Raw genomic sequence first — 20,801 nt, forward strand, 5'->3', positions numbered from 1 at the left:
TCCCGCGCGACGCCGATCCGTCAGGGAGACACGCATGCTGGTGACCACAACCACCACCGTCGAGGGCCGCCGCATCGTCGAGTATCAGGGGCTCGTCTCCGGCGAGGCGATCCTCGGGGCCAACATCTTCCGCGACATGTTCGCGGCGATCCGCGACGTCGTGGGCGGCCGAGCGGGGTCCTATGAGAAAGAGCTGAAGCGCGCCCGCGACATCGCGATCGAGGAGATGGTCGAGGAGGCCCGCGCCCGCGGCGCCAACGCGGTGATCGGCGTTGATCTCGACTACGAAACCGTCGGCAAGGAGGGCTCCATGCTGATGGTGACGGCGTCCGGCACCGCGGTGACGCTCGGGTGAGGGCGGCCGAGCGGAAATGAACTGCGTGCTTCGAGACGCCCGCCTTTCAGGCGGGCTCCTCAGCATGAGGACTGTTTGTATTGCTCAACCGACCTCATGCTGAGGAGCGCCGAAGGCGCGTCTCGAAGCACGCAGTCGGGATCCGTCGCGCCTTCCCTGAGACCCGCCCCACCCTTACCCTCCCCTGTCTCAGGGGAGGGATGCTGAACGGCCATTGCCTGAAGCGTTTCGCGCCCGAAAATGCGGCTACCCTTCCCGATGATCCGGAGCGCCCGCATCGATGACAGCCGCCGCCGCGCCCTACGTCGCCGAGCGCGCCGACGCCTACTTCCTGAAAACCGCGGACATCGTCGCAGGCCTCGGCGACGCGCGCGTCACCTATGCGGTGTTCTTGCGCTCCGACGCCGTCGTCGCCCTCGACCGGGCGATCGCGTTTCTTCAGGAGGCCTATCCGGCCGCCGCCGCCATCCCGCTCGAGATCACGCGGCCCGCGCCTGAGGGCGCGCTGCTCGCCTCGGGAAAGCCGATGCTCTACGTCGCCGGCTCGCTCGTCGCGCTCTCGCCGATCGAGACCTTGCTGCTGCAACGCGTCGGCTTCTCCTGCGTCTCCGCCTACAACGCCTTCGCGATGTGCCGGGCCCTGCCCGAGACCGAGTTCATGGCCATGGAGGCGCGGCACACCAGCGGCGACGACATGCATCTGTCCGCCTCCTATGGCGCGTCGGTCGGCTCGAGGATCGCCAAGCTGATGGGCGCGAAGGGGTTCGTGGGCACGTCCACCGATCTCGCCGCGCCGCTGTTCGAGACCCCGCGCGGCATCGGCACCATGCCGCATTCGCTGATCGGCTACGCCAAGGCGCGGATGCTCGCCGAGGACCGAGACCCCGCGGCGGAAAGCGCGACGCTGGAGGCGACGAAGCTTTACGTCGCCCAGTTTCCCGACGAGGCGAGCTACACGGTGCTGGTCGACTATGACGGCCGCGAGGTCAGCGACGCCCTCGCGGTCTGCCGCTGGTTCTATGGCGAGGACGGCTCGGCAGCCTCGGGCAAGCGCCTCGCCTTCCGCATCGACACCCATGGCGGCCGTCATCTCGAGGGGCTCGACTGGGACGAGAGCGTCAAAACCCTCATGAAGTGGACCCACCGTCACACGCCGGGCGAGGTGGCCAAGCTCGCGCTCGCCGGCTTCGACCTCGAGGAGCTCGACGGCATGACCTCGGACGAGGTGCGCGACAAGTTCCTGTTCGGCACAGGCGTCACCGCGGCGGCCGTCATCGCCTTCCGCAAGGCGCTGGACGACGCCGGGTTCAAGGAGCCGAGAATCGTCGCCTCCTCGGGCTTCGACACGCTGAAATGCCGGGTGTTCGGCAATCTCTCGGTCCCGGTCGACATGGTGGGCACCGGCTCGTTCCTGCCCTCGCGGCTCTCGCGCGCCTACGCCACCGCCGACATCGTGCGCTACGAACTGCCGGACGGGCAGGGCGGCTGGAAGAGCTTCGACCTCGTGAAGGTCGGCCGCGAGTTCCTGAAGCTGAACAGGCGGACGCCATGACGGCGATCGACCGCCGGACGCTTCTGGCGCTGACCGCGGCCGCGCTCGCCGCCTCGCCGGCCCGGGCCGCCACGGGGACGCTGATCGTGCCCTATCCGCCCGGCGGGGCGGTGGACATTCTGGGACGGCTGATCGCCGGGGCGCTGGAGCCGAGATTGGCCAAGACCATGGTGGTGGAGAACCGCGGCGGAGCCGGCGGCTCGATCGGGACCGGCGCGCTCGCCCGCGCCGCGCCCGACGGGGAGACGCTCGGCCTCCTCAACGTCACCCAGATGATCGCGAACAAATACCTCTACGAGCGCTGCCCTACGATCCCGACGCCGACCTGACCCCCATCACCCGGTTGGCCACCGGCACGATCCTGTGCGTCGCCAACAAGGAGGCGGCGGGCGCGAAGCGCTGGGGCTCGTTCCGCGACATGATCGCGTGGTCGAGCGCCCATCCCGACGAGACGCGGATGGGATCGTCGGGCGTCGGCACGATCAGCCATCTCGGGATCGAGCTCGTGAAGGCGCGCACCGGCGCCTCGATCCTGCACGTGCCCTACAAGGGCGGCGGCCCTGCGATCGTCGATCTGCTCGGCGGCGTCATCGACATCATGTTCGACGTGACCCCGGCGCTCGCCCCGCTGGTGCGCGACGGCCGGGTGGTTCCGCTCGGCGTGGGCTCGCTCGAGCGCATCGCGGCGTTTCCGGACGTCCCTTCCATGAAGGAGTTCTCCGACATCGGCCTCGGCGAGGTCGACATCCAGACCTGGTACGCGCTCGCCGGACCGAAGGGCCTTCCGGAGGAGGCGCGAGACGCGATCTTCGCCGCGGCGAGGGACGCGATGGCCGACGCCGGCGTGCGCGGGAAGCTGGAGCCCGGCGGCTTCACGCCGCTGGTCGACGCCTCGCCGGAAGCCTTCACAAGCGTGATCGCGGACCAGAACCCGTATTGGAAGGAGCTGGTGAGGTTGTCGGGGGCGAGGCTGGAGTAGGGGCGGCGCTCGCCCCCTCCACCGTGCTCCGCACGGTCCCCCTCCCCCGCTGCGCAGGGGAGGATCCGCGCACGAGCGGCGCAGCTTCTTAATCCTCTTCCGCGAAGCGGGGAGGGGGACCACCCGAAGGGTGGTGGAGGGGGCAGGCGCGGGTCCTCAACGTCAGGCGGCGCCTTCCGAGCGTCCGGATCTCTCAGCTTTTGTCCGGGTCGAGATCCGGAAACTGCTCGATGATCGGATGCTGCAGTTCGATGTAGAGGTCCGCCATCATTCCGCCGAGCGGCCTGCGGAGCGCGGCTCGTTCCTCAGTGTCGCCGAGCGCGTCGAGGGCGACGCCGACTGCGTCCATCGCATCGCCGAGCGCCAGAAGGCCTTTCATCAAAGCTTCGGCCTGTTCGCGCGTCATCCGATCACCCCGACGGCGCCGCCATCTCCGCGAGCTTCCGCACCGTGTTCCAGTTGCGGCTCGTGTGGCGGCAGCCGAACATCTTGTTGAGCACGGCCGGCGTCAGCTTCGAGCGGCCGGCCCCGCCCTCATAATCGAGATAGGCGCGCCGCCCGTCGAGCCGCCCGCGCTCGGGTCCCTCCCAGCCGGCGAGCGCGTCAGCTGCGCCGGCGCGGGGCTCGTCCTCCAGAAACGCCACATGCAGCAGGTTCGGCCGCGCCGACGCCGCCTCGGGATAGGGGTTCTGGGCGATCGCCTCAGCGAGGTCCCCATGGGTTCGCAGGATCACGTGGTTCTGCGTCAGCCCGAAACGCTCGCGCAGAAGCTCGACGAGCAGCGCCTTGGCCTCCTGCTCGGAGAGGCCGGTTTCGAACACGAGATTTCCGCTCGCCACATAGGTCGCGACGCGTTGGAGCCCTGCGGCCTCGCAGGCGGCGCGCAACTCCGCCATCGGGAGCCTGCCCGCTCCGCCGACATTGATCGCCCGGATGAGCGCGACGAAGACAGGCATGCGTTTCTCCCAAGCCTTGCGGAGGAGCCGCCGCCGTCATCCCGGCCGAAGAGCCGGGATCCATGAACACGACCGCCAGCAAACTCGTGCGCCGGCGTCGATTCTGGATCCCGGGTCAGGCCCGGGATGACCGGGTGAGGCTCCCGCGCCCAAGTTCGCGATGACGGCGGTCTCAGCCCTTCAACGCCTCGAGGTCGGCGAACAGGTCGAGCGCCTCGGGGTTGGCGAGCGCCTCCTTGTTCTTCACCGGGCGGCCATGCACCACCTCGCGCACCGCGAGCTCGACGATCTTGCCGGACTTGGTGCGGGGAATGTCGCTCACCGCCACGATTTTGGCCGGCACATGCCGCGGCGAGGCGCCTTCGCGGATCTTGGTCTTGGCGCGCTTGATGAGATCGTCGTCGAGAACGACGCCCTCCTTGAGCCGCACGAACAGCACCACGCGGACGTCGCCGTCGAAATCCTGGCCGATGCAGAGCGCCTCGAGGATCTCCTCCATCTTCTCGACCTGGGCGTAGATCTCCGCCGTTCCGATGCGCACCCCGCCGGGATTGAGCGTCGCGTCCGAGCGGCCGTGGATGATCATGCCGCCATGCTCGGTCCACTCGGCGAAGTCGCCATGGACCCAGACGTTCGGAAACCGGTCGAAATAGGCCGCGTGGTATTTTTCGCCGTCCGGATCGTTCCAGAAACCGATCGGCATCGCGGGAAAGGCCTTCACGCAGGAGAGCTCGCCCTTGCCGCGCGCCATCGGCTCGCCGTCGTCGTCCAGCGTCGCGACGGCCAAGCCCAGCCCCGGCCCCTGGATCTCGCCGCGCCAGACGGCTTGCATCGGGTTGCCGAGCACGAAGCAGGAGCAGATGTCGGTGCCGCCCGAGATCGAGGCGAGCTGGATGTCGGTCTTCACCGCCTCATAGACCCAGTCGAAGCTCGCGTCGGCGAGCGGCGAGCCGGTCGAGGCCATGGCGCGCACGGTCTCGAGGCTGTGGGTGTCGCGGGGCCGAAGAGCCTGCTTCTTCACGCCGTCGATCCACTTGGCCGAGGTGCCGAAGAACGTCATGCCCTCCGCGTCGGCGAAGTCGAACAGCACGTTGGGGCTCGGATGGAACGGCGAGCCGTCGAACAGCAGCAGCGTCGCGCCGGCGGCGAGGCCTGCGACCAGCCAGTTCCACATCATCCAGCCGCAGGTGGTGAAGTAGAAGACGCGGTCGCCTTCCCGCACGTCGGCGTGCAGCACATGCTCCTTCACGAGCTGGAGCAGGCTGCCGCCGGCCGAATGCACGATGCATTTCGGCACGCCGGTCGTTCCGGACGAGAACAGGATGTAGAGCGGCGCCGAGAACGGCATCGGCTTGAACGTCGGCTCCTTGGCCTCGAAGCCCTCCAGGAAGCCGTCGAGCGAGACCGCGTTCTTGAGGCCGCCGGCCACCTCGTCGGCGGCGCCGAGATAGGGGACCACGACCGTCTTCGCGACCGTCGGCAGCTGGTCGACGATCGGCTTGAGCTTGCTGGCGATTTCAATTCGTTTGCCGGCGTACCAATAGCCGTCGACCGTCACGAACACCTTCGGCTCGATCTGGCCGAAGCGGTCCAGCACGCCGCGCTCGCCGAAGTCCGGCGAGCAGGACGACCAGATCGCGCCGAGCGAGGCGACCGCGAGCAGGAACGCGATGGTCTCGGGCCGGTTCGGCATCATGGCGGCGACGCGGTCGCCCTCGCCCACGCCCGCCGCTTCCAGAGCCTGGCTGATGCGCGAGACCAGCGCGCGGAGTTCGTCGAAGGAGAGCCGCGCTTCGGCCTTGTCTTCGCCGCGGAACACAAGCGCGTCATCGCTCCCGCGACGTCGCAGCAGGTTCTCGGCGTAGTTGAGGCTCGCATTGGGGAAGAACCGCGCGCCGGGCATGGCGTCGCCGTTCTCAAGCACGCCCTCGCCCTTCTCGCCGATGATCCCGCAGAAATCCCAGACGAGGTCCCAGAACCCTTCGCGGTCCTCGATCGACCAGGCGTGCAGCGCGGGGAAATCGTCGAGCGTCCGGCCCGACCGACGCGCGGCTTCCCTTGCGAAGCGCGCCGTGTTGCTCGCCGCCGCGCGTTCGGGAGACGGGGCCCAGAGCGGGCTGGCGGGCGCTTCGGTCATGGGCGAAATCCGTTGAGGCGAGTGGGCTTCGGGCTCGTTATAGGCGCGGCGGCGAGGTCGGTAACGGCGTTCGGCGCCTCAAAGTTGGCCAGTGCGGTGCGCTGCGATATAAGCGGCGGCCTGCCAGCACGTCGAGCGGTTCGAGAATCGCTCGCGGAGGAGCCCGCAACATGCGTCGCGCCGCCCTTGGTCTGGCCGGGGCCGTGGCGATCGCGGCCGCGGCCGCCTCGTTCGCCGTCTCTCGCGCGCCGCTCGACGGAGCGGGAGACCGGCTGATCGCCGAACTCCAGCACGCCACCGGACTCGAGGTCCGCGTCAACGGCGCGACCGCGGTCGAGCTGTTCCCGTCGCCGCGGGTGCGGGTCGACGGGGTGAGCCTCGCGCGCCCCGGCGAGGCGCCGTTCGCGGCCGCCCGCGGGCTCGTCGGGCGCATCAGCCTCTCGGCTCTGCTGCTGGGCCGGATCGAACTCGCGGAAGTGACGTTCGACCAGCCGCAGATCGCGCTCGACCGCGCGCCCTTCGCCAATGTCGCGACCGCGCTGAGGGCGCGGACCGCCGCGACGCCGCCCGCCATCCGTCTCGCGGACGGCCGCCTCGAATGGCGCGGCCGGGTGGTAGACAAGATCGAGGCCGGGCTCGCGCTGCCGCGCGACGGCGGGCCGCTCGCGCTGTCGGGCTACGGCCGCTTCGCCGACCGGCAGGTCGAGGGCATGATTCAGCTCGCCGACGTCGGCGCGTTCGCGCGGCGCGACAGCTCGCCGTTCCGCGGCCGGTTCGAGGGCGGCGGCGCGCGCGTGCTGTTCGACGGCGAGGCGGTCGACGACGGCGCGGGCGTCCGGCTGACGGGCGACGTGAGCTTCCGGGCCGACGCCCTCTCCTCGACCTTGCGCTGGTTCGGCTTCGGCCCCCGGCTCGACCGCGCGTTGGGGGCGGAGGTGTCGTTCGCCGGCCAGGGCCAGCTCGACGGCGCCGGGCTCCAGATCTCCAACGCCGAGCTTGATCTCGGCGGCGAGACCTTTCTCGGGGCGGGGCGGCTGACCTCGGGCGCGGGCGGGCTCGCGGTCGAGGCGACGCTCGACGCGGGATCGGTGGATCTCGGCCCCTATTTCGACCTCGTCGCCCCCGACGCGCTCGCCGACGACGGCCGCTGGAGCGTCGCCTCGCTCAATTTCGGCAGCCTGCGGGGCTGGACGCTCGATCTCAGGCTCTCGGCCGACGCGTTGAGGCTCGGCGGCCTCAGGCTGGAGCAGCCTGCGGTGACGGCCGTGGTGGCGAATGGCGGCCTTGATCTCTCGATCGGCGAGGCCTCGGCCTATGGCGGCGCGGTCGGCGGCCGGCTGTCGCTCGAACCGGACGGGGACGGCGCTGTGATGCGCGTCGAGGGCGCGGCGAGCGACGTCGCGCTCGGCGACGCGCTGGAGGCTGTGTTCGGCCGCAAGCCGATCGCCGGCCGCATGACGGCCGAGATCTCGCTGGAGGGCCGCGGGGCCTCGCCGGTGGAGCTCGCGGCGGCGCTCGCCGGCCGCATCGAGGCGCGTCTCGCCGATGGCGCGCTGGAGCGCGTGAGCCGCAGCCGCACGCTCGCGCTCGCCGGCCTGACGGGCGAAATCGCGTTCTCGCGCGCCGAGGCGCGGATGACGGTCGCCAACGGCGTGGCCAAGGCCGATCCGGTCACCGTCGAGGGGCCGCGCGCCTCCTTCGCGCTGGCGGGCGAGGCGTCGCTGATCGAGCGCACGGTCGCGCTCCAGGGCTTCGTGAAGCCGTCCGAGGGCGGCTGGACGCTGCCTGTGCGCGTCGAGGGGCCGCTGTTCGCGCCCAAGCTCCGTCCCGACCTCTCCGGCCGCGCGCCGCGCGGCGAGGCGTCGAAGCTCGAGCGCTAGGCTTTTCTGAGGTCGATCCGGCTCACCGTCGTCATGCCCGGCGGCAGCCGGGCATCCACGACTTTCTGGATCGTCCAGCTCTACGCCGAAGTCGTGGATACCCGAGCAAAGCTCGGGCATGACGCAGCGGTCCGACTTGAAATCATCAAGCCTTAACGATCGCCCTCGTCGAGGGCCCGCGGCGGCGTCTCGGTCTCGTCGTCGTCCTGCTCGGCCGCAGGCGCTGCGTAGACGCCCGCGAACCATCGCGACAGGTCGACGTCGGCGCAGCGCTTCGAGCAAAACGGGTGATAGGGCGCGAGCGACATCTTGCGGCAGATCGGGCAGGGCCTTGGGGGCTTGGCCGGTCGCGAGTCGGTCGGGCGGGGCGGCTCGCTCATCGCTTCAGCTCCGCGCGAGCCAATCCTTGTGGATCGGATAGCCTTCGCCGACCAGAAGATTGGCGGTCTCGTAGAGCGGCAGGCCCACCACCGCGCCGTAGGAGCCCGAAAGCTTGGCCACGAAGCAGCCGGCCAGGCCCTGGATCGCGTAGCCGCCGGCCTTGCCGCGCCATTCGCCGGCCGCGACATAGGCCTCGATCTCGAGATCCGACAGACGCTTGAAGCGCAGACGGGTCTCGACCACGCGGCTGCGGAACGAGCCCTTGACGGTGGTGAGACACAGCGCCGTCGAGACCCTGTGGGCGCGGCCCGACAGCAGCTCGAGGCAGCCCGTCGCCTCCTCCACCGTCTCGGCCTTGGGCAGGATGCGGCGACCGACCGAGACCACGGTGTCGGCCGCGAGGATCAGCGCGCCCTTGAGCGCCGGATCCTGGCCGATCATCCGGTGGGCGGCCTGCGCCTTCTCCTCGGCGAGCCGCAGCGCGAGCGTGCGCGGCCGTTCGTTGCGGCGCGGGGTCTCGTCGAGCGATGTCGGCAGAAGCTGGTCGGGCGTCACGCCCATCTGCTCGAGCAGGGCGAGGCGGCGCGGACTCGCGGAGGCGAGGACGAGCTTCGGGCGGTCCTTGGCCATGGGCGTCCCGTACGGCGCGTCGCGTCAGCGACCGCTCACTTGAACCGGTAGGTGATGCGGCCCTTGGTCAGGTCGTAGGGCGTCATCTCGACGAGGATCTTGTCGCCGGCCAGAACGCGGATGCGGTTCTTGCGCATGCGGCCCGCCGTATGGGCGATGATCTCGTGGTCGTTCTCGAGCTTCACGCGGAAGGTCGCGTTCGGCAGCAATTCGATGACGGTGCCCGGGAATTCGAGCAGTTCTTCTTTGGACATGTGGTCTCGATGTGTCGTGTCGCTGTCCGGTCGCCCCAGATGACCGGTTGAAAGGCCGTCGGTCGGCGCGCGCGGCTCGACGGAGCGGGCTCGTGCGATGGACGGAGAATTGAGGCCTGATAGCCGAAACGGCCCGCCGCCACAACAGCGGCCGGCGCGCGGCGACAGCCTGAGATAGGCGCCGGGGCCGCGAACGCCAAGCGCCGGACGTCGCTTCGACGTCTCAGACCCGCGCCTTGGCCGCGAAGCGGAAGCGGTCGCGGATGCGGTCGTCGAGCGTGTCGCGGACGTTGCGGTAGGCTTCGAGCGTCTGGTCGCGCGATCCGCCGGCGAACATCGTGGGGTCGACCGTCGGCCAGTATTCGACCTCGACGGCGTAGCGCGCGGTGAGGTCGAGCGCCGCGTGGTGGGCTCCGGCGCAAGCGTGACGATCAGGTCGAAGTTGAGGTCCTCGAGGTCTTCCAGCGAATGCGGCCGGTGCTTGCCGATCGTGAGGCCGATCTCGTCGAGCGCGGCCGATACGAACGGATCGTTTTCGCCAGGCCTCACGCCCGCCGAGGCGACGTAGAGCGAACGGCCGAAATAGTGCCGGGCCAGCATCTCGGCCATCACCGACCGGATGACGTTCTGCCCGCACATGAAGAGCACCGATTGAGGTCGGGACTGTCCCGGCGGGCTGTCGTCCGCCATGGCCCGCCTCAGCCCTTCCAGCTCAGGGCTGCGATCAGTGTGAAGAGACGCCGCGCGGTCTGCTTGTCGATCGCGATCTTGCCCCTGAGGCGCTCGACCAGCACGTCCGCGCCCTCGTCGTGCAGCCCGCGCCGGCCCATGTCGATCGCCTCGATCTGGCCGGGGCTCGCGGAGCGGATCGCCTCGCGGTAGCTCTCGCAGACGAAGAAGTAGTCCTTGAGGATCTTCCGGAAGGGCGACAGCGACAGGAGATGCGTCATCGCCTCCTCGCCGCCTTCCGGCGCGACCTTCAGCGAGAGCTTCTGGTCGACGAGCGAGATGTGCAGCGTGAAGGGCCCCTGATGGCCGCCCTCCGGCGCGAAGCTGTTGTCCTCGATGAGGTCGTAGATCGCGACCCGGCGCTCGTGCTCGGCGTCGGGCGAGGCGGCCGCGCCGATCGAGCCGCCGTCGAGCGTGACGGCGACGAGGCGGTGGTTGTTCGCTCCGTCCGTCATCGCAGGCTCCTTCAGCCGCCGGGGTTCATGCGGATCGCGACGGAGCGGGCGTGGGCCTGGAGCCCCTCCGCCTCGCCGAGCGCGATCGCGGCCGGGCCGATCAGCCGAAGCTGCTCCGGCCCGCAACGCAGGATGGAGGTGCGCTTCACGAAGTCCAGCACGCCGAGCCCCGAGGCGAACCGCGCGGTGCGCGCCGTCGGCAGCACGTGGTTCGAACCGCCCACATAGTCGCCGATGGCCTCCGGCGTGTGGCCGCCGAGGAAGATCGCGCCGGCGTGGCGGATCTCGCGGGAAAGGCGGTCGCCGTCCTCCGCGATGATTTCGAGGTGCTCGGCCGCGATGCGGTTGGCGAGCGGCACGGCGTCGTCGATCGCCGCGACCACGATCACCGCGCCGTGGTCGCGCCAGCTCGCGCCCGCGATCTCTTCGCGCGGCAGCGTCTTCAGCTGGCCCTCGACGGCGCGCTCGACGGCGGCGGCGAGCGCCTCGTCGTCGGTGATGAGGATCGACTGCGCCGAGGCGTCGTGCTCGGCCTGCGCGAGAAGATCGGCGGCGATCCAGTCGGGGTTCGCGGATCCGTCCGCCACCACCAGCACTTCCGAGGGGCCGGCGATCATGTCGATGCCGACCGTCCCGAACACGCGCCGCTTGGCGGCCGCCACATAAGCGTTGCCGGGGCCGACGATCTTGGCGACGGGCGCGACGGTTTCGGTGCCGTAGGCCAGCGCCCCGACGGCCTGCGCGCCGCCGATGCGGAACACCTCGTCGACGCCCGCGAGTTCGGCGGCCGCGAGCACCAGCGGCGCGAGCTTGCCGTCAGGCGAGGGCACCACCATCGCAAGCCGCGCGACGCCCGCGACCTTGGCGGGAACGGCGTTCATCAGCACCGAGGACGGATAGGCCGCGGTGCCGCCCGGCACATAGAGGCCGACCGAATCGAGCGGGGTCCAGCGATGGCCGAGCTCGACGCCGATCGGGTCGATATAGGTCTCGTCCGACGGCATCTGCTTGGCGTGATGGGCCTCGATGCGGTCGCGGGCGAGCGTCAGCGCGTCGAGCGTCGCGGGATCGCACTCGGCGCGGGCCGCCGCGATCTCCGCGGCCGTGACCTTCATGCCGACCTTGTCGAGGTCGATGCGGTCGAAGCGCTTCGAATAGTCGATCACCGCCGCGTCGCCGTGCTTTCGCACGTCGTCGAGGATGGCGGCGACCGCCTGGTCGACGTCCTCGGAGACCTCGCGCTTCTGCGCGAGCAGATCCGCGAAGCGGGCTTCGAAATCGGCGTCCTTGGACGAGAGCCTCACGGCCATGGATCAGGCCTCTCCTTCATGCGCGGGCGAGGCCTTGGCGGCCCAGACGGGGCCGAGGTCGGCGGCCTGCGCCTCGATGCACTCCACCTCGAGGCGCAGCGAGGAGCCGCCCGAGAACAGCAGCTCGACGACGCCCGACGGCTCCTCGGACGGCGAAAACGCGATCGCCAGAAGGTTCAGCACGGTCTCGGGCGCGGAGCGGTCGACGCCCCTGGCCGAAACCTTCAGCACGCGGTCGAAATGGCCGGCGGCGCGGCGGCGGCGGGTCTCGCCGTCGACCCTGCGGTCGATCCGGTTGCCCACGAATGCGAAGCGCTTGTCGCGCGGAAGGAAGACGAGGTCGCCCACCCGCACGACGAAGTCCTGAAGATGCGCCGACAGCACCTCGAGATCCTCGGCGTCGAGGGCGACGAGACGCAGGGGCGCGTCGGCGGAAGGGTCGGGCATGGAACTCGATGCGGCTTGAGCGTGGATCAGGTTCGGCGAGGTCGGTTGAGAGGTAGCCGGGGCGCATCCGCGACGCAATCGCGTCGACCGGTCAGAGCCATTTCCACTGCTTGCGGACCACGACGCCAGCGCTCTCGCCGGGCCAGAGGTGGACCACGTAGAGGTCGTCGCCGTCGAACCGGTCCTCGCTGATCGTTCCGAAGCCGCTCGACGACGAGGGCGCGCAAGGGCCCCGCGGGCACGGCGATCGGCGAGTCCTGGCCCTCGTGGGAGGTGCAGCCGCCGACGATGATCTCGCCCGCGGTGACGATGCCGCACTCCGCCGCATGGTCGGCGGCGTCGAGGTCGATCGCCGGCTCGGACTCGTGGAGCTCGACGCGAAACGCCGTGTTCATGTCGCGGGCGGTGCAGACGATGACGACGCCGGGGCCGGGATTGACGCCCTGCGCCAGGATCTCGTCGGTCCACTGCGTCGGATAGTCGGCGACGAAGTCGAGCTTGGAGTCCGCGACGTAGATCTGGTGGTAGTCGGCGAAGAGCTCGCCCTCGAAGAGGACCGCCATCGCGCGTCCTCAGCCCGTCAGGCGTTCGATGGTCGCGCCGCAGCGCGAGAGCTTGGCTTCGAGCCGCTCGAAGCCGCGATCGAGGTGATAGACGCGGTTCACGATCGTCTCGCCCTCGGCGACGAGGCCTGCGATCACCAGCGACACCGAGGCGCGCAGGTCCGTCGCCATCACGGGCGCGCCCTTCAGCGTGTCGACGCCCTCGATGGTCGCGGTGCGGCCGTCGATGTGGATCTTCGCGCCGAAGCGCGCGAGCTCCTGAACGTGCATGAAGCGGTTCTCGAAGATCGTCTCGGTGATCTTCGAGGAGCCCTCGGCCCGGCAGGCGAGCGCCATCAGCTGCGCCTGAAGATCGGTCGGGAAGCCCGGGAACGGCTCGGTTGTCACGTTCATCGGCCTGAGGCCCGCGCCGTTGCGGCCCACCCGCACGCCGTCATTGGTGACCTCGACCGTGACCCCGGCCTCCTCAAGCACGTCGAACGCGGAGCCCAGCAGGTCGCGGCGCGCGCCTTCGAGCGTGATGTCGCCGCCGGTCATCGCCACCGCCATGGCGTAGGTGCCGGTCTCGATCCTGTCCGGCAGGACGGAATGGCGCGCGCCCGAGAGCGAGGGGACGCCCTGAATGTGGATCGTGGACGAGCCCGCGCCCTCGATCTTCGCGCCCATCTTGATCAGGCAGTCGGCGAGATCGACGATCTCGGGCTCGCGGGCGGCGTTCTCGATCACGGTCTCGCCCTTGGCGAGGCTCGCGGCCATCAGCGCCACATGGGTCGCGCCGACCGAGACTTTCGGGAAGGTGATGCGTCCGCCCCTTGAGCCCGCCCGAAGGGGCCTTCGAGAGCACGTAGCCGGCCTCGATGTCGATCGTGGCCCCGAGCGCCTTCAAGGCGTCGAGGAAGAAGTCGACCGGCCTCGTGCCGATCGCGCAGCCGCCCGGGAGCGACCTTGGCCTCGCCCATGCGGGCGAGGAGCGGGCCGATGACCCAGAAGCTCGCGCGCATGCGGGAGACGAGATCGTAAGGCGCGGTGGTGTCCACGATCTCGCCGGCCGTGAGGCGCACGCTGTCGCCCTCGAACTCGTCCTGGGACGCGCGTTTGCCCGCGACGGTGACCTCGACCCCGTGATTGCCGAGGATGCGCTTCAGCAGCACCACGTCGGCGAGGCGGGGGAGGTTGTCGAGGGTGAGCGTGTAGGGCGTCAGAAGGCTCGCGATCATCAGCGGCAGCGCGGCGTTCTTCGCGCCGGAGATCGGGATGCGGCCCTCGAGCTTGGCGCCGCCGACGATGCGGATGCGGTCCATCGATGTCCTCAGGGAGTTGCGGGGGGAGCCGCGGGGGGACGCCGCGCGCGAATCTCTGGGGTCTAGCCCGTGCGCCCCGGGGGCGCAACGGCGACGGGCCATGTCACGCGCCGTCGGTCGGAGCCAGCCTGTCCCGGATGAGATCTCTTTGGTTTGCGTTCAGCGTCGGAGCGGCGGCGGCGGACTCGCAGAGCGCATCCGTCTGCCTCGACGTAAGCCTGCCGATAATCTCGACGCTCCGGACCTCGGAGCGCACATGATGCCAAAGTTGCTGCAGCTCCACATAACTGTCGTGGTCTAGGAAGTCGCACTCGTCAGCATAGAGCACGTGATAGGGCGGCCAGTAAGCTTTCGAGTTGATGCGTAGAAACAACTGCGCTTCGGGGCAAACGCAGATATGCCGTTTCACCTTCTCGGGTGTCGTCGAGCGATCCCAGATCCGGACGACGTCGCCGGGCCGAAGCTCCATATCAGAACACAGCGTGCGGCGCGGCTTCAGCTATATAGGCGGCCTTGGCCTCGCGATCTGGATCTGCCTCGTCGAGAAAGTCGCGATAGTCGATCAACCCGCCCTTAGCGTTGCGATATGCGGGGTCAGCGTGGGTCTCTCGGTAGAGATCCCTGAACGACCGCGCTTTCACGTGGTCGACCCCATGACGCAAAGAAACGACGTCGCTTTCCGACAGCGCTGAAAGGTTCGCGCTTCGCTCGGCAAGAACGCATTTATCGTCGTCGAGTCGAATCGGCAGCGGCCCGTGATTACCGAGCGCAAGCAGTTCCATCGGCTCATGCCGGACCAGATTATAAATGACCTGAGGCAAAGGCCCGAACCAAGCCGCCTGATACGCATCGCCCATTATCGGGCGGCCATGCTCCGCCAAGTGGTGCTTGTCAGCGAAATAAGACGCCTTCACCAGATGGTAGATGTCGATCTTCGGCTGATCGGTAGCGATCCAAAGCGCGACCTCAAGCGCCTTGGCGACATTCGGCAGATAGCGTGGGGTCCCGTCCATCTGCGGATAATGTCAGATTACGCTTTTAAAAACAATAGCTTAGTAAGTCGTTGATCTGACTCGCGCTTTGACGCTGCCGCAGCGTCGGCGGGCCGATTTCCATGCAAGCGTTTGAGACGCTTGGCGCCGGCTTCCCGGACGATCACCATGGGCGAAACCGTCCCCGAAGGAGACCTGCCCATGCGCATCGCATTCCGCGTCATCGCCTTCGGTCTCGCCGCCGGCGCGCTCTCTGGGACGGCGCAAGCCCAGACGTTGTCGTCGAAGTTCTACCAGGAGAACGTCTTCCGGCAGTGCAGCAGCGGCATCGCCTGCACGGCGACCTATCCCGCGATCCCGGCCGACCGGATCCTCAAGGTGAACTCGGTGTCGTGCCGCGTCTTCGTGACGTCGCGAACCGCGATCTTCTCGCAGGTCGAGTTCGGCTCCGACAAGGGCGACGGGCCGTTCTTTCTCGACGTGATGACGATCTCCTATCCGGAGGACGGCCGCCTGTTCGCCGCAAGCTTCAAGGGGCCGGTCTATCTCTCCCACGGCGCGACGCCGAGGGTCTCGGCCTTCTGGGCGGGGGGAAGCGTCAGCTTCAATTGCAACGTCGCCGGACTGACGGAGAAGAGCGCGCCGCCCTCAGGCGCGGGCGCGGCCGAGGGCGACTGACCCCGGCGCAAAAAAATGGGCGGCCCGAGGCCGCCCAGTCGGGGATGTGTCCAGTGAGGCTAAGAGGCTCAGAAGAACCCGAGCTTCTTGGCCGAGTAGCTGACCAGCATGTTCTTGGTCTGCTGATAGTGGTCGAGCATCATCTTGTGGGTCTCGCGACCGATGCCCGACTGCTTGTAGCCGCCGAAGGCCGCATGGGCCGGTAGGCATGGTAGCAGTTGGTCCACACGCGGCCGGCCTGGATGGCGCGGCCGAAGCGGTAGGCGCGGGTGCCGTCGCGGGTCCACACGCCGGCGCCGAGGCCGTAGAGCGTGTCGTTGGCGATCGAGAGCGCCTCGGCGTCGTCCTTGAAGGTCGTGACCGAGAGCACCGGGCCGAAGATCTCCTCCTGGAAGATCCGCATCTTGTTGTGGCCCTTGAAGACGGTCGGCTTGATGTAGTAGCCGCCGGCCAGATCGCCATCGAGCTCGTTCTTCGAGCCGCCGGCGAGCACTTCCGCGCCCTCCTGCTTGCCGATATCGATGTAGCTCAGGATCTTCTCGAGCTGCTCGGAGGACGCCTGCGCGCCCACCATTGTCTGCGGATCGAGCGGCGAGCCGAGCTTGATCGCGTTGACGCGGCCGATCGCCTTCTCGATGAACTTGTCGTAGATCGACTCCTGGATGAGCGCGCGGCTCGGGCAGGTGCAGACTTCGCCCTGGTGACGCGAACATCACGAAGCCCTCGACGGCCTTGTCGAAGAAGTCGTCGTCCTGGGCCACCACGTCCGAGAAGAAGATGTTCGGCGACTTGCCGCCGAGCTCGAGCGTGACCGGGATCAGGTTCTGGGACGCGTACTGCATGATGAGGCGACCGGTGGTCGTCTCGCCCGTGAACGCGATCTTGGCGATGCGGTTCGACGAGGCGAGCGGCTTGCCGGCCTCGAGGCCGAAGCCGTTCACGACGTTGAGCACGCCGGCCGGCAGGATGTCGCCGATCAGCTCCATCAGCACCATGATCGAGGCCGGGGTCTGCTCGGCGGGCTTCAGCACCACGCAGTTGCCGGCGGCGAGCGCAGGCGCGAGCTTCCAGACCGCCATCAGGACGGGGAAGTTCCACGGGATGATCTGGCCGACGACGCCGAGCGGCTCGTGGAAGTGGTAGGCGACCGTGTCTTCGTCGATCTCCGACAGCGCGCCTTCCTGGGCGCGGAGACAGCCGGCGAAGTAGCGCCAGTGGTCGATCGCGAGCGGGATTCGGCCGCAAGCGTCTCGCGGATCGGCTTGCCGTTGTCCCAGGTCTCGGCGGTCGCGATGAGCTCGAGGTTCTGCTCCATCACGTCCGCGATCTTGAGCAGCAGCGCGGCGCGCTGCGCCGGGGCGGTGGCGCCCCATTTTTCACGGGCGGCGTGCGCGGCGTCGAGCGCGAGGTCGACGTCTTCCTTCTGCGAGCGGGCGATCTCGCACACCTTCTGGCCGGTGATCGGTGAGGTGTTGTCGAAATAGCGGCCGCCGACGGGCGCGACGAACTTGCCGCCGATGAAGTTGTCGTAGCGCTCCTTGAAGGGCGAGCGCGCAAAGGTGGCCATGCGTTCTGGGGCGTTCATGCGAAGTCCTCCCAATGACGTCCCGGTGATTTCAGGCCCGGGCTCATTCTCCTGGCCGCGCTGTCGCAGCCTTCGTGCCAAAGGCTCGAAGATGACTGCGCGGGCTATGCTGCAGCGCGGCAAGTCGTTGCCTGCGCTGGAATGGGGCAGCAGCCTAATCAAGGCTCCAAACTGCGCCAGTGGACTCTTGGGCGATCCTGGTGAAAGGATGTCGCCGAGACACGAAGCGCGCTGCGACACCTGTCGCAAGTTGCGACGCCTCCGGGATTGGGACGCAGATGGAGCCGGCCGAACGCGCCGAACTCGCCGAAGCCCGCCGCGATTTCTTCGACCGCGGCGCGCAACCGCACGGGCTGTCGCCCGCGATCTTCCGCTCGTGGCTGCGCTGCGCCGAGCGCGGCTTCGACTCCCACAAGGAGCCGCGCGCGGAGCCGGTCGGCCGCGGCGCGCTGCGCGAGCTTCACGAGCGCAACGACGAGCTGATCCGCCTGTCGCGTCCGGAGCTCGAGGCGCTCGCGGCGGAAGCGCGCGACACCGCGAGCCTCGCGATCCTGACCGACGCCTCCGGCCTCGTGCTCGACGCTTTCGGCGACCGCGACTTCGCCGGCAAGGCCGCGGGCGTCTCGCTGCAGCAGGGCGTGCCCTGGGCGGAAGCCGCCGCCGGCACCAACGCGATCGGCGCGGCGCTCGTCGAGCGGCGGCCGATCGAGGTGCGCGGTTCGGAGCACTTCTTCGACAGCCACCGCATCCTCACCTGCGCGGCCGCGCCGATCTTCGATCCGCGCGGCTCGATGATCGGGGCGCTCGACATTTCGGGACACGCCTCGATCCCGCAGCTTCATGCGCTGTCGCTGATCCGGCTCGGCGTCGACCAGATCGAGCACCGCATGTTCGCCGAGGGCTTCGAGGGCCGCGACGTGGTGCGGCTGCATTCGATCCGGCGCTGCTCGGCGCGGCGCAGGAGGGCGTGCTGGTGTTCGAGGGCGCGAGGCTCGTCGCCGCCAACCGACATGCGCTGAAGCTGCTGGAGCTCGACTGGAACGCGCTCGGCGCGCGCTCCTTCGACCTGTTCGACGGCGGAAGCTCTCGCCCTCCGAAACCGCGCGGCTGCACACGCGGTCGGGAAGCGTGCTGCATGCGCGCCTCGCCCGCAACGAGCCGCGACCTGTCCCGGTTCGCGCGCCGGCGCTCGCCGAAACCCCGACCGCGGTCCCGCGGTCCGCCCGGCCTCCGACGAGCCGGTGTTCGACGCCGTGACCAAGGAGTCGCTGAAGCGCGCCGTGCGGCTGCTCGACGGCGACGTGCCGATCCTGATCCAGGGCGAGACCGGCTCGGGCAAGGAGATGTTCGCCCGGGCGCTTCACGCGCAGAGCTCACGCGCCCAGAAGCCGTTCGTGGCGGTGAACTGCGCGGCGCTGCCCGAGGGACTGATCGAGGCCGAGCTGTTCGGCTACGAGCACGGCGCTTTTACAGGCGCACGGCGTCCGGTTCGAAAGGCGTGCTGCGCGAGGCCGACGGCGGGGTGCTGTTCCTCGACGAGATCGGCGACATGCCGATCGGCCTGCAGGCGCGGCTGCTGCGCGTGGTGCAGGACCGGGCGGTCACGCCGCTCGGCGGCGGCAAGCCCACCGCGATCGACATCCGCCTCGTCTGCGCCACCCACCGAGACCTGACCGCGCTCGCGGCCTGCGAGACGTTCCGCGCCGACCTCTATTTCCGCCTCGCCCAGTTCACCTTCGCGCTGCCGCCCTTTCGCGAGCTCGCCGACCGGCCGGGGGTCGTGCGGGCGATCTGGGAGCGGCTGCCGCGCGAGGGCCGCACGCTCGAGCCCGCGACGCTCGCAGCCCTCGTCGCGCATGACTGGCCGGGCAACCACCGCGAACTCGCCGGCGTGCTGAAGGCGCTGGTCGCGCTGTCGGACCCCGGCGAAGCCATCGGCCCAGAGCTCCTGCCGGCGAGCGTCGGCCTGCCGCCGCGCGCGGTCGCCGCGCCCTTGTCCGCGCCGGAAGGCGAGCTCGGCGCCATGGCCCGAGGCGCGATGCTGGCCGCTATCGACGACTGCGGCGGCAACGTCGCGGCGGCGGCGCGGCGGCTCGGCGTCAGCCGCTCGACGCTCTACCGCCGCGCGCTCGGACGGCGGGGCTGAGCGCCTCTTCGCAGGGCGCTTGACGGCCGCTCCGCGGATCGGCGATGGAGCTTGGAACGGCGCGGATACAGCGGCGTTTCAGGGCGGGAGACAGAAGACGATGAGCGAAGCGAACGCTGCGGCGTCCGGTCAGTTCTCGATCGGCAAGCGCGCGATCAACCGTCTCGGCTACGGCGCGATGCGCATCACCGGCGAGGGGATCTGGGGCCGGCCCAAGGATCCGAAGGCCGCGGCCGCGACGCTGAAGCGGCTGCCGGAGCTAGGCGTCAACTTCATCGACACCGCCGACTCCTACGGCCCCTTCGTCAGCGAGACGATGATCCGCGAGGCGCTCAAGCCCTATCCCAAGGACATGCTGGTCGCGACCAAGGGCGGCCTCGTGCGCCACGGCCCGAACGTCTGGCTGCCGCTCGGCCGTCCCGAATATCTGCGCCAGTGCGTGCTGATGAGCATGCGCCGGCTCGGCGTGAAGAAGATCGGCCTCTGGCAGCTTCACCGCATCGACCCGCGGGTGCCGCGCAAGGAGCAGTTCGAGGCGATCCGCGACATGCAGAGCGAGGGGCTGATCCAGCATGTCGGGCTGAGCGAGGTCTCGGTCGCCGACATCTCGCTCGCGCAGAAGTACTTCAAGGTCGCGACGGTGCAGAACCGCTACAACCTCGTGGACCGCACCAGCGAGGACGTGCTCGACTTCTGCGCGGCGCGCGGCATCGGCTTCATCCCGTGGTTCCCGCTCGCGGCCGGCGCGCTCGCCAAGGACGGCTCGGTGCTGAGCGAGATCGCGAAGAAGATCGGCGCGACGCCGGGCCAGGTCGCGCTCGCCTGGGTGCTGAAGCGCAGCCCCGTGATGCTGCCGATCCCCGGCACGTCCAGCGTCGCCCATCTCAAGGAGAACGTCGCGGCCGCCGGCATCGAGCTCTCCGACGAGGACTTCGCGGCCCTCGACGCGCAGGGCAAGGCCGAGTTCAAGAAGGCGGCCTGACCCGGCATGGCCGAGCCAGCGGCCATGGACATCGGGGCGCTGATCCGGCGCCCTTGTGCGTCCAGTGCCGCCGCTGCGGCCGCAAGTCCGTGTTCGGCTCGACGAGCGCGGAGGCGAGGCTGTCCGACGACGACGTCTCCACGCGGCTCGTCTGCAGCTCCTGCGGCGGGCGCGGCGTCAAGGCCATGCGGCTCTGCGACGACCGCGAGGCGAGACGCTGGCTGGCGGACCGCTGAGTCGAAGTCGCGGAAACGACTCGGAACTCAAGGGGCGGGCGCGATGTTTCTGTCGTGTCTCAACCAATGCGAGTCCGGCGTCATGGCGAGAAAAAGCGGTCGCGAAGAGCGCCAACACATCTTCCGCCAAGCGGTCGTCGAAAGGCGGGACGAAATCGTCTTCCCGCTCGACGGGCGGATCGTCTTCGAAATCGTCCGCCGCCGGGCACGAGAGCTCCGGCTCGTCGCCGCCCGGTCTGGACCGGGCAACTGC

General features: G+C 69.3%; 20 protein-coding genes and 5 pseudogenes. 10 read left to right on the top strand and 15 right to left on the bottom strand.

What is annotated here, in order from left to right:
• Window positions 1-34: 34 nt before the first annotated feature.
• The 3 genes and pseudogenes from K6K41_RS15500 (at window position 35) to K6K41_RS15510 (ending at window position 2,886) form a co-directional block, all read left to right on the top strand.
• Complete coding sequence (locus K6K41_RS15500) at window positions 35-355, top strand: heavy metal-binding domain-containing protein (RefSeq protein ID WP_261401269.1); 321 nt, start codon at window positions 35-37, stop codon at window positions 353-355.
• 280 nt (window positions 356-635) lie between these two features.
• Complete coding sequence (locus K6K41_RS15505) at window positions 636-1,907, top strand: nicotinate phosphoribosyltransferase (RefSeq protein ID WP_261401270.1); 1,272 nt, start codon at window positions 636-638, stop codon at window positions 1,905-1,907.
• A 167-nt stretch (window positions 1,908-2,074) separates the two neighbouring features.
• A pseudogene (locus K6K41_RS15510) lies at window positions 2,075-2,886 on the top strand (Bug family tripartite tricarboxylate transporter substrate binding protein).
• Window positions 2,887-3,079: 193 nt separating this feature from the next.
• On the opposite strand, the gene K6K41_RS15515 reads toward K6K41_RS15510, so the two are convergent.
• The 3 genes from K6K41_RS15515 to K6K41_RS15525 all read right to left on the bottom strand — a co-directional run bounded on the left by K6K41_RS15515 (window position 3,080) and on the right by K6K41_RS15525 (window position 5,979).
• Window positions 3,080-3,265 carry a hypothetical protein gene (locus tag K6K41_RS15515; protein WP_261401271.1) on the bottom strand — a complete coding sequence of 62 codons (186 nt, stop codon included), beginning with the start codon at window positions 3,263-3,265 and terminating at the stop codon, window positions 3,080-3,082.
• 31 nt (window positions 3,266-3,296) lie between these two features.
• Entirely contained in the window at window positions 3,297-3,842 is a 546-nt protein-coding gene (locus K6K41_RS15520; RefSeq protein WP_261401272.1) for a DUF1697 domain-containing protein, read from the bottom strand.
• Window positions 3,843-4,014: 172 nt separating this feature from the next.
• A complete protein-coding gene (locus K6K41_RS15525) occupies window positions 4,015-5,979 on the bottom strand; it encodes an acetoacetate--CoA ligase (RefSeq protein ID WP_261401273.1) in 1,965 nt (654 codons plus the stop codon).
• A 170-nt stretch (window positions 5,980-6,149) separates the two neighbouring features.
• Here K6K41_RS15525 and K6K41_RS15530 point away from each other — a divergent pair, with 170 nt between their 5' ends.
• Window positions 6,150-7,859, top strand: a complete 1,710-nt coding sequence (locus K6K41_RS15530; RefSeq protein WP_261401274.1) for an AsmA family protein — start codon at window positions 6,150-6,152, stop codon at window positions 7,857-7,859.
• A gap of 152 nt (window positions 7,860-8,011) precedes the next feature.
• Here K6K41_RS15530 and yacG read toward each other — a convergent pair whose 3' ends face one another.
• The 11 genes and pseudogenes from yacG to K6K41_RS15585 all read right to left on the bottom strand — a co-directional run bounded on the left by yacG (window position 8,012) and on the right by K6K41_RS15585 (window position 14,942).
• The gene (yacG, locus tag K6K41_RS15535; protein WP_261401275.1) at window positions 8,012-8,239 is read right to left on the bottom strand and encodes a DNA gyrase inhibitor YacG; all 228 of its coding nucleotides are present in this window, start codon (window positions 8,237-8,239) and stop codon (window positions 8,012-8,014) included.
• Window positions 8,240-8,243: 4 nt separating this feature from the next.
• Entirely contained in the window at window positions 8,244-8,870 is a 627-nt protein-coding gene (locus tag K6K41_RS15540) for a Maf-like protein (RefSeq protein ID WP_261401276.1), read from the bottom strand.
• 35 nt (window positions 8,871-8,905) lie between these two features.
• Window positions 8,906-9,124, bottom strand: a complete 219-nt coding sequence (infA, locus tag K6K41_RS15545; RefSeq protein ID WP_128777136.1) for a translation initiation factor IF-1 — start codon at window positions 9,122-9,124, stop codon at window positions 8,906-8,908.
• A gap of 223 nt (window positions 9,125-9,347) precedes the next feature.
• Window positions 9,348-9,814: pseudogene (locus K6K41_RS15550) on the bottom strand (arsenate-mycothiol transferase ArsC).
• Window positions 9,815-9,822: 8 nt separating this feature from the next.
• Window positions 9,823-10,323 carry a UPF0262 family protein gene (locus K6K41_RS15555; protein ID WP_378146078.1) on the bottom strand — a complete coding sequence of 167 codons (501 nt, stop codon included), beginning with the start codon at window positions 10,321-10,323 and terminating at the stop codon, window positions 9,823-9,825.
• Window positions 10,320-11,618, bottom strand: coding sequence for a histidinol dehydrogenase (hisD, locus tag K6K41_RS15560; protein ID WP_261401278.1), 1,299 nt, complete (start codon window positions 11,616-11,618; stop codon window positions 10,320-10,322). Before hisD ends, K6K41_RS15555 begins: the two co-directional genes overlap by 4 nt.
• Before the next feature lie 3 nt (window positions 11,619-11,621).
• A complete protein-coding gene (locus K6K41_RS15565) occupies window positions 11,622-12,065 on the bottom strand; it encodes a DUF2948 family protein (protein WP_261401279.1) in 444 nt (147 codons plus the stop codon).
• A gap of 26 nt (window positions 12,066-12,091) precedes the next feature.
• On the bottom strand, window positions 12,092-12,628 hold the full coding sequence (locus K6K41_RS15570; protein ID WP_261401280.1) for a hypothetical protein: 537 nt from the start codon (window positions 12,626-12,628) through the stop codon (window positions 12,092-12,094).
• Between the two features lie 9 nt (window positions 12,629-12,637).
• Window positions 12,638-13,929, bottom strand: a pseudogene (gene murA / locus K6K41_RS15575) (UDP-N-acetylglucosamine 1-carboxyvinyltransferase).
• A gap of 103 nt (window positions 13,930-14,032) precedes the next feature.
• Entirely contained in the window at window positions 14,033-14,398 is a 366-nt protein-coding gene (locus K6K41_RS15580) for a hypothetical protein (RefSeq protein WP_261401281.1), read from the bottom strand.
• A 1-nt stretch (window position 14,399) separates the two neighbouring features.
• Window positions 14,400-14,942 carry a type II toxin-antitoxin system antitoxin SocA domain-containing protein gene (locus K6K41_RS15585; RefSeq protein WP_261401282.1) on the bottom strand — a complete coding sequence of 181 codons (543 nt, stop codon included), beginning with the start codon at window positions 14,940-14,942 and terminating at the stop codon, window positions 14,400-14,402.
• 147 nt (window positions 14,943-15,089) lie between these two features.
• Here K6K41_RS15585 and K6K41_RS15590 point away from each other — a divergent pair, with 147 nt between their 5' ends.
• Window positions 15,090-15,599, top strand: a complete 510-nt coding sequence (locus K6K41_RS15590; protein WP_261401283.1) for a hypothetical protein — start codon at window positions 15,090-15,092, stop codon at window positions 15,597-15,599.
• 68 nt (window positions 15,600-15,667) lie between these two features.
• On the opposite strand, the pseudogene adh reads toward K6K41_RS15590, so the two are convergent.
• Window positions 15,668-17,184: pseudogene (gene adh, locus K6K41_RS15595) on the bottom strand (aldehyde dehydrogenase).
• A 278-nt stretch (window positions 17,185-17,462) separates the two neighbouring features.
• On the opposite strand from adh, the gene K6K41_RS15600 reads away from it, so the two are divergent.
• The 5 genes and pseudogenes from K6K41_RS15600 to K6K41_RS15620 all read left to right on the top strand — a co-directional run bounded on the left by K6K41_RS15600 (window position 17,463) and on the right by K6K41_RS15620 (window position 20,548).
• Window positions 17,463-18,203, top strand: a complete 741-nt coding sequence (locus K6K41_RS15600; RefSeq protein WP_261401284.1) for a sigma-54-dependent transcriptional regulator family protein — start codon at window positions 17,463-17,465, stop codon at window positions 18,201-18,203.
• 282 nt (window positions 18,204-18,485) lie between these two features.
• Window positions 18,486-18,605 (top strand): annotated as a pseudogene (locus K6K41_RS15605) (sigma 54-interacting transcriptional regulator); the annotation flags it as partial.
• A 77-nt stretch (window positions 18,606-18,682) separates the two neighbouring features.
• Complete coding sequence (locus K6K41_RS15610; RefSeq protein ID WP_261401285.1) at window positions 18,683-19,330, top strand: sigma-54-dependent Fis family transcriptional regulator; 648 nt, start codon at window positions 18,683-18,685, stop codon at window positions 19,328-19,330.
• A 100-nt stretch (window positions 19,331-19,430) separates the two neighbouring features.
• Window positions 19,431-20,312 (top strand): aldo/keto reductase, encoded by an 882-nt coding sequence (locus K6K41_RS15615; RefSeq protein ID WP_261401286.1) that lies wholly within the window; start codon window positions 19,431-19,433, stop codon window positions 20,310-20,312.
• A gap of 53 nt (window positions 20,313-20,365) precedes the next feature.
• Window positions 20,366-20,548 (top strand): hypothetical protein, encoded by a 183-nt coding sequence (locus K6K41_RS15620; RefSeq protein WP_261401287.1) that lies wholly within the window; start codon window positions 20,366-20,368, stop codon window positions 20,546-20,548.
• Window positions 20,549-20,801: the final 253 nt, after the last annotated feature.

This window comes from Chenggangzhangella methanolivorans (assembly GCF_019797865.1).
Classification (GTDB): Bacteria; Pseudomonadota; Alphaproteobacteria; order Rhizobiales; family Methylopilaceae; genus Methylopila; species Methylopila methanolivorans.

Excerpts from the sequence above, each read along its gene's own strand:
- K6K41_RS15515 (WP_261401271.1), bottom strand. The coding sequence starts at position 3,265 with ATGAAAGGCCTTCTGGCGCTCGGCGATGCGATGGACGCAGTCGGCGTC.
- K6K41_RS15565 (WP_261401279.1), bottom strand. The coding sequence starts at position 12,065 with ATGCCCGACCCTTCCGCCGACGCGCCCCTGCGTCTCGTCGCCCTCGAC.
- K6K41_RS15580 (WP_261401281.1), bottom strand. The coding sequence starts at position 14,398 with ATGGAGCTTCGGCCCGGCGACGTCGTCCGGATCTGGGATCGCTCGACG.
- K6K41_RS15500 (WP_261401269.1), top strand. The coding sequence starts at position 35 with ATGCTGGTGACCACAACCACCACCGTCGAGGGCCGCCGCATCGTCGAG.
- K6K41_RS15585 (WP_261401282.1), bottom strand. The coding sequence starts at position 14,942 with ATGGACGGGACCCCACGCTATCTGCCGAATGTCGCCAAGGCGCTTGAG.
- K6K41_RS15600 (WP_261401284.1), top strand. The coding sequence starts at position 17,463 with ATGGAGCCGGCCGAACGCGCCGAACTCGCCGAAGCCCGCCGCGATTTC.
- hisD (WP_261401278.1), bottom strand. The coding sequence starts at position 11,618 with ATGGCCGTGAGGCTCTCGTCCAAGGACGCCGATTTCGAAGCCCGCTTC.
- K6K41_RS15570 (WP_261401280.1), bottom strand. The coding sequence starts at position 12,628 with ATGGCGGTCCTCTTCGAGGGCGAGCTCTTCGCCGACTACCACCAGATC.
- infA (WP_128777136.1), bottom strand. The coding sequence starts at position 9,124 with ATGTCCAAAGAAGAACTGCTCGAATTCCCGGGCACCGTCATCGAATTG.
- K6K41_RS15525 (WP_261401273.1), bottom strand. The coding sequence starts at position 5,979 with ATGACCGAAGCGCCCGCCAGCCCGCTCTGGGCCCCGTCTCCCGAACGC.
- K6K41_RS15540 (WP_261401276.1), bottom strand. The coding sequence starts at position 8,870 with ATGGCCAAGGACCGCCCGAAGCTCGTCCTCGCCTCCGCGAGTCCGCGC.
- K6K41_RS15615 (WP_261401286.1), top strand. The coding sequence starts at position 19,431 with ATGAGCGAAGCGAACGCTGCGGCGTCCGGTCAGTTCTCGATCGGCAAG.
- yacG (WP_261401275.1), bottom strand. The coding sequence starts at position 8,239 with ATGAGCGAGCCGCCCCGCCCGACCGACTCGCGACCGGCCAAGCCCCCA.
- K6K41_RS15590 (WP_261401283.1), top strand. The coding sequence starts at position 15,090 with ATGGGCGAAACCGTCCCCGAAGGAGACCTGCCCATGCGCATCGCATTC.
- K6K41_RS15520 (WP_261401272.1), bottom strand. The coding sequence starts at position 3,842 with ATGCCTGTCTTCGTCGCGCTCATCCGGGCGATCAATGTCGGCGGAGCG.
- K6K41_RS15505 (WP_261401270.1), top strand. The coding sequence starts at position 636 with ATGACAGCCGCCGCCGCGCCCTACGTCGCCGAGCGCGCCGACGCCTAC.
- K6K41_RS15530 (WP_261401274.1), top strand. The coding sequence starts at position 6,150 with ATGCGTCGCGCCGCCCTTGGTCTGGCCGGGGCCGTGGCGATCGCGGCC.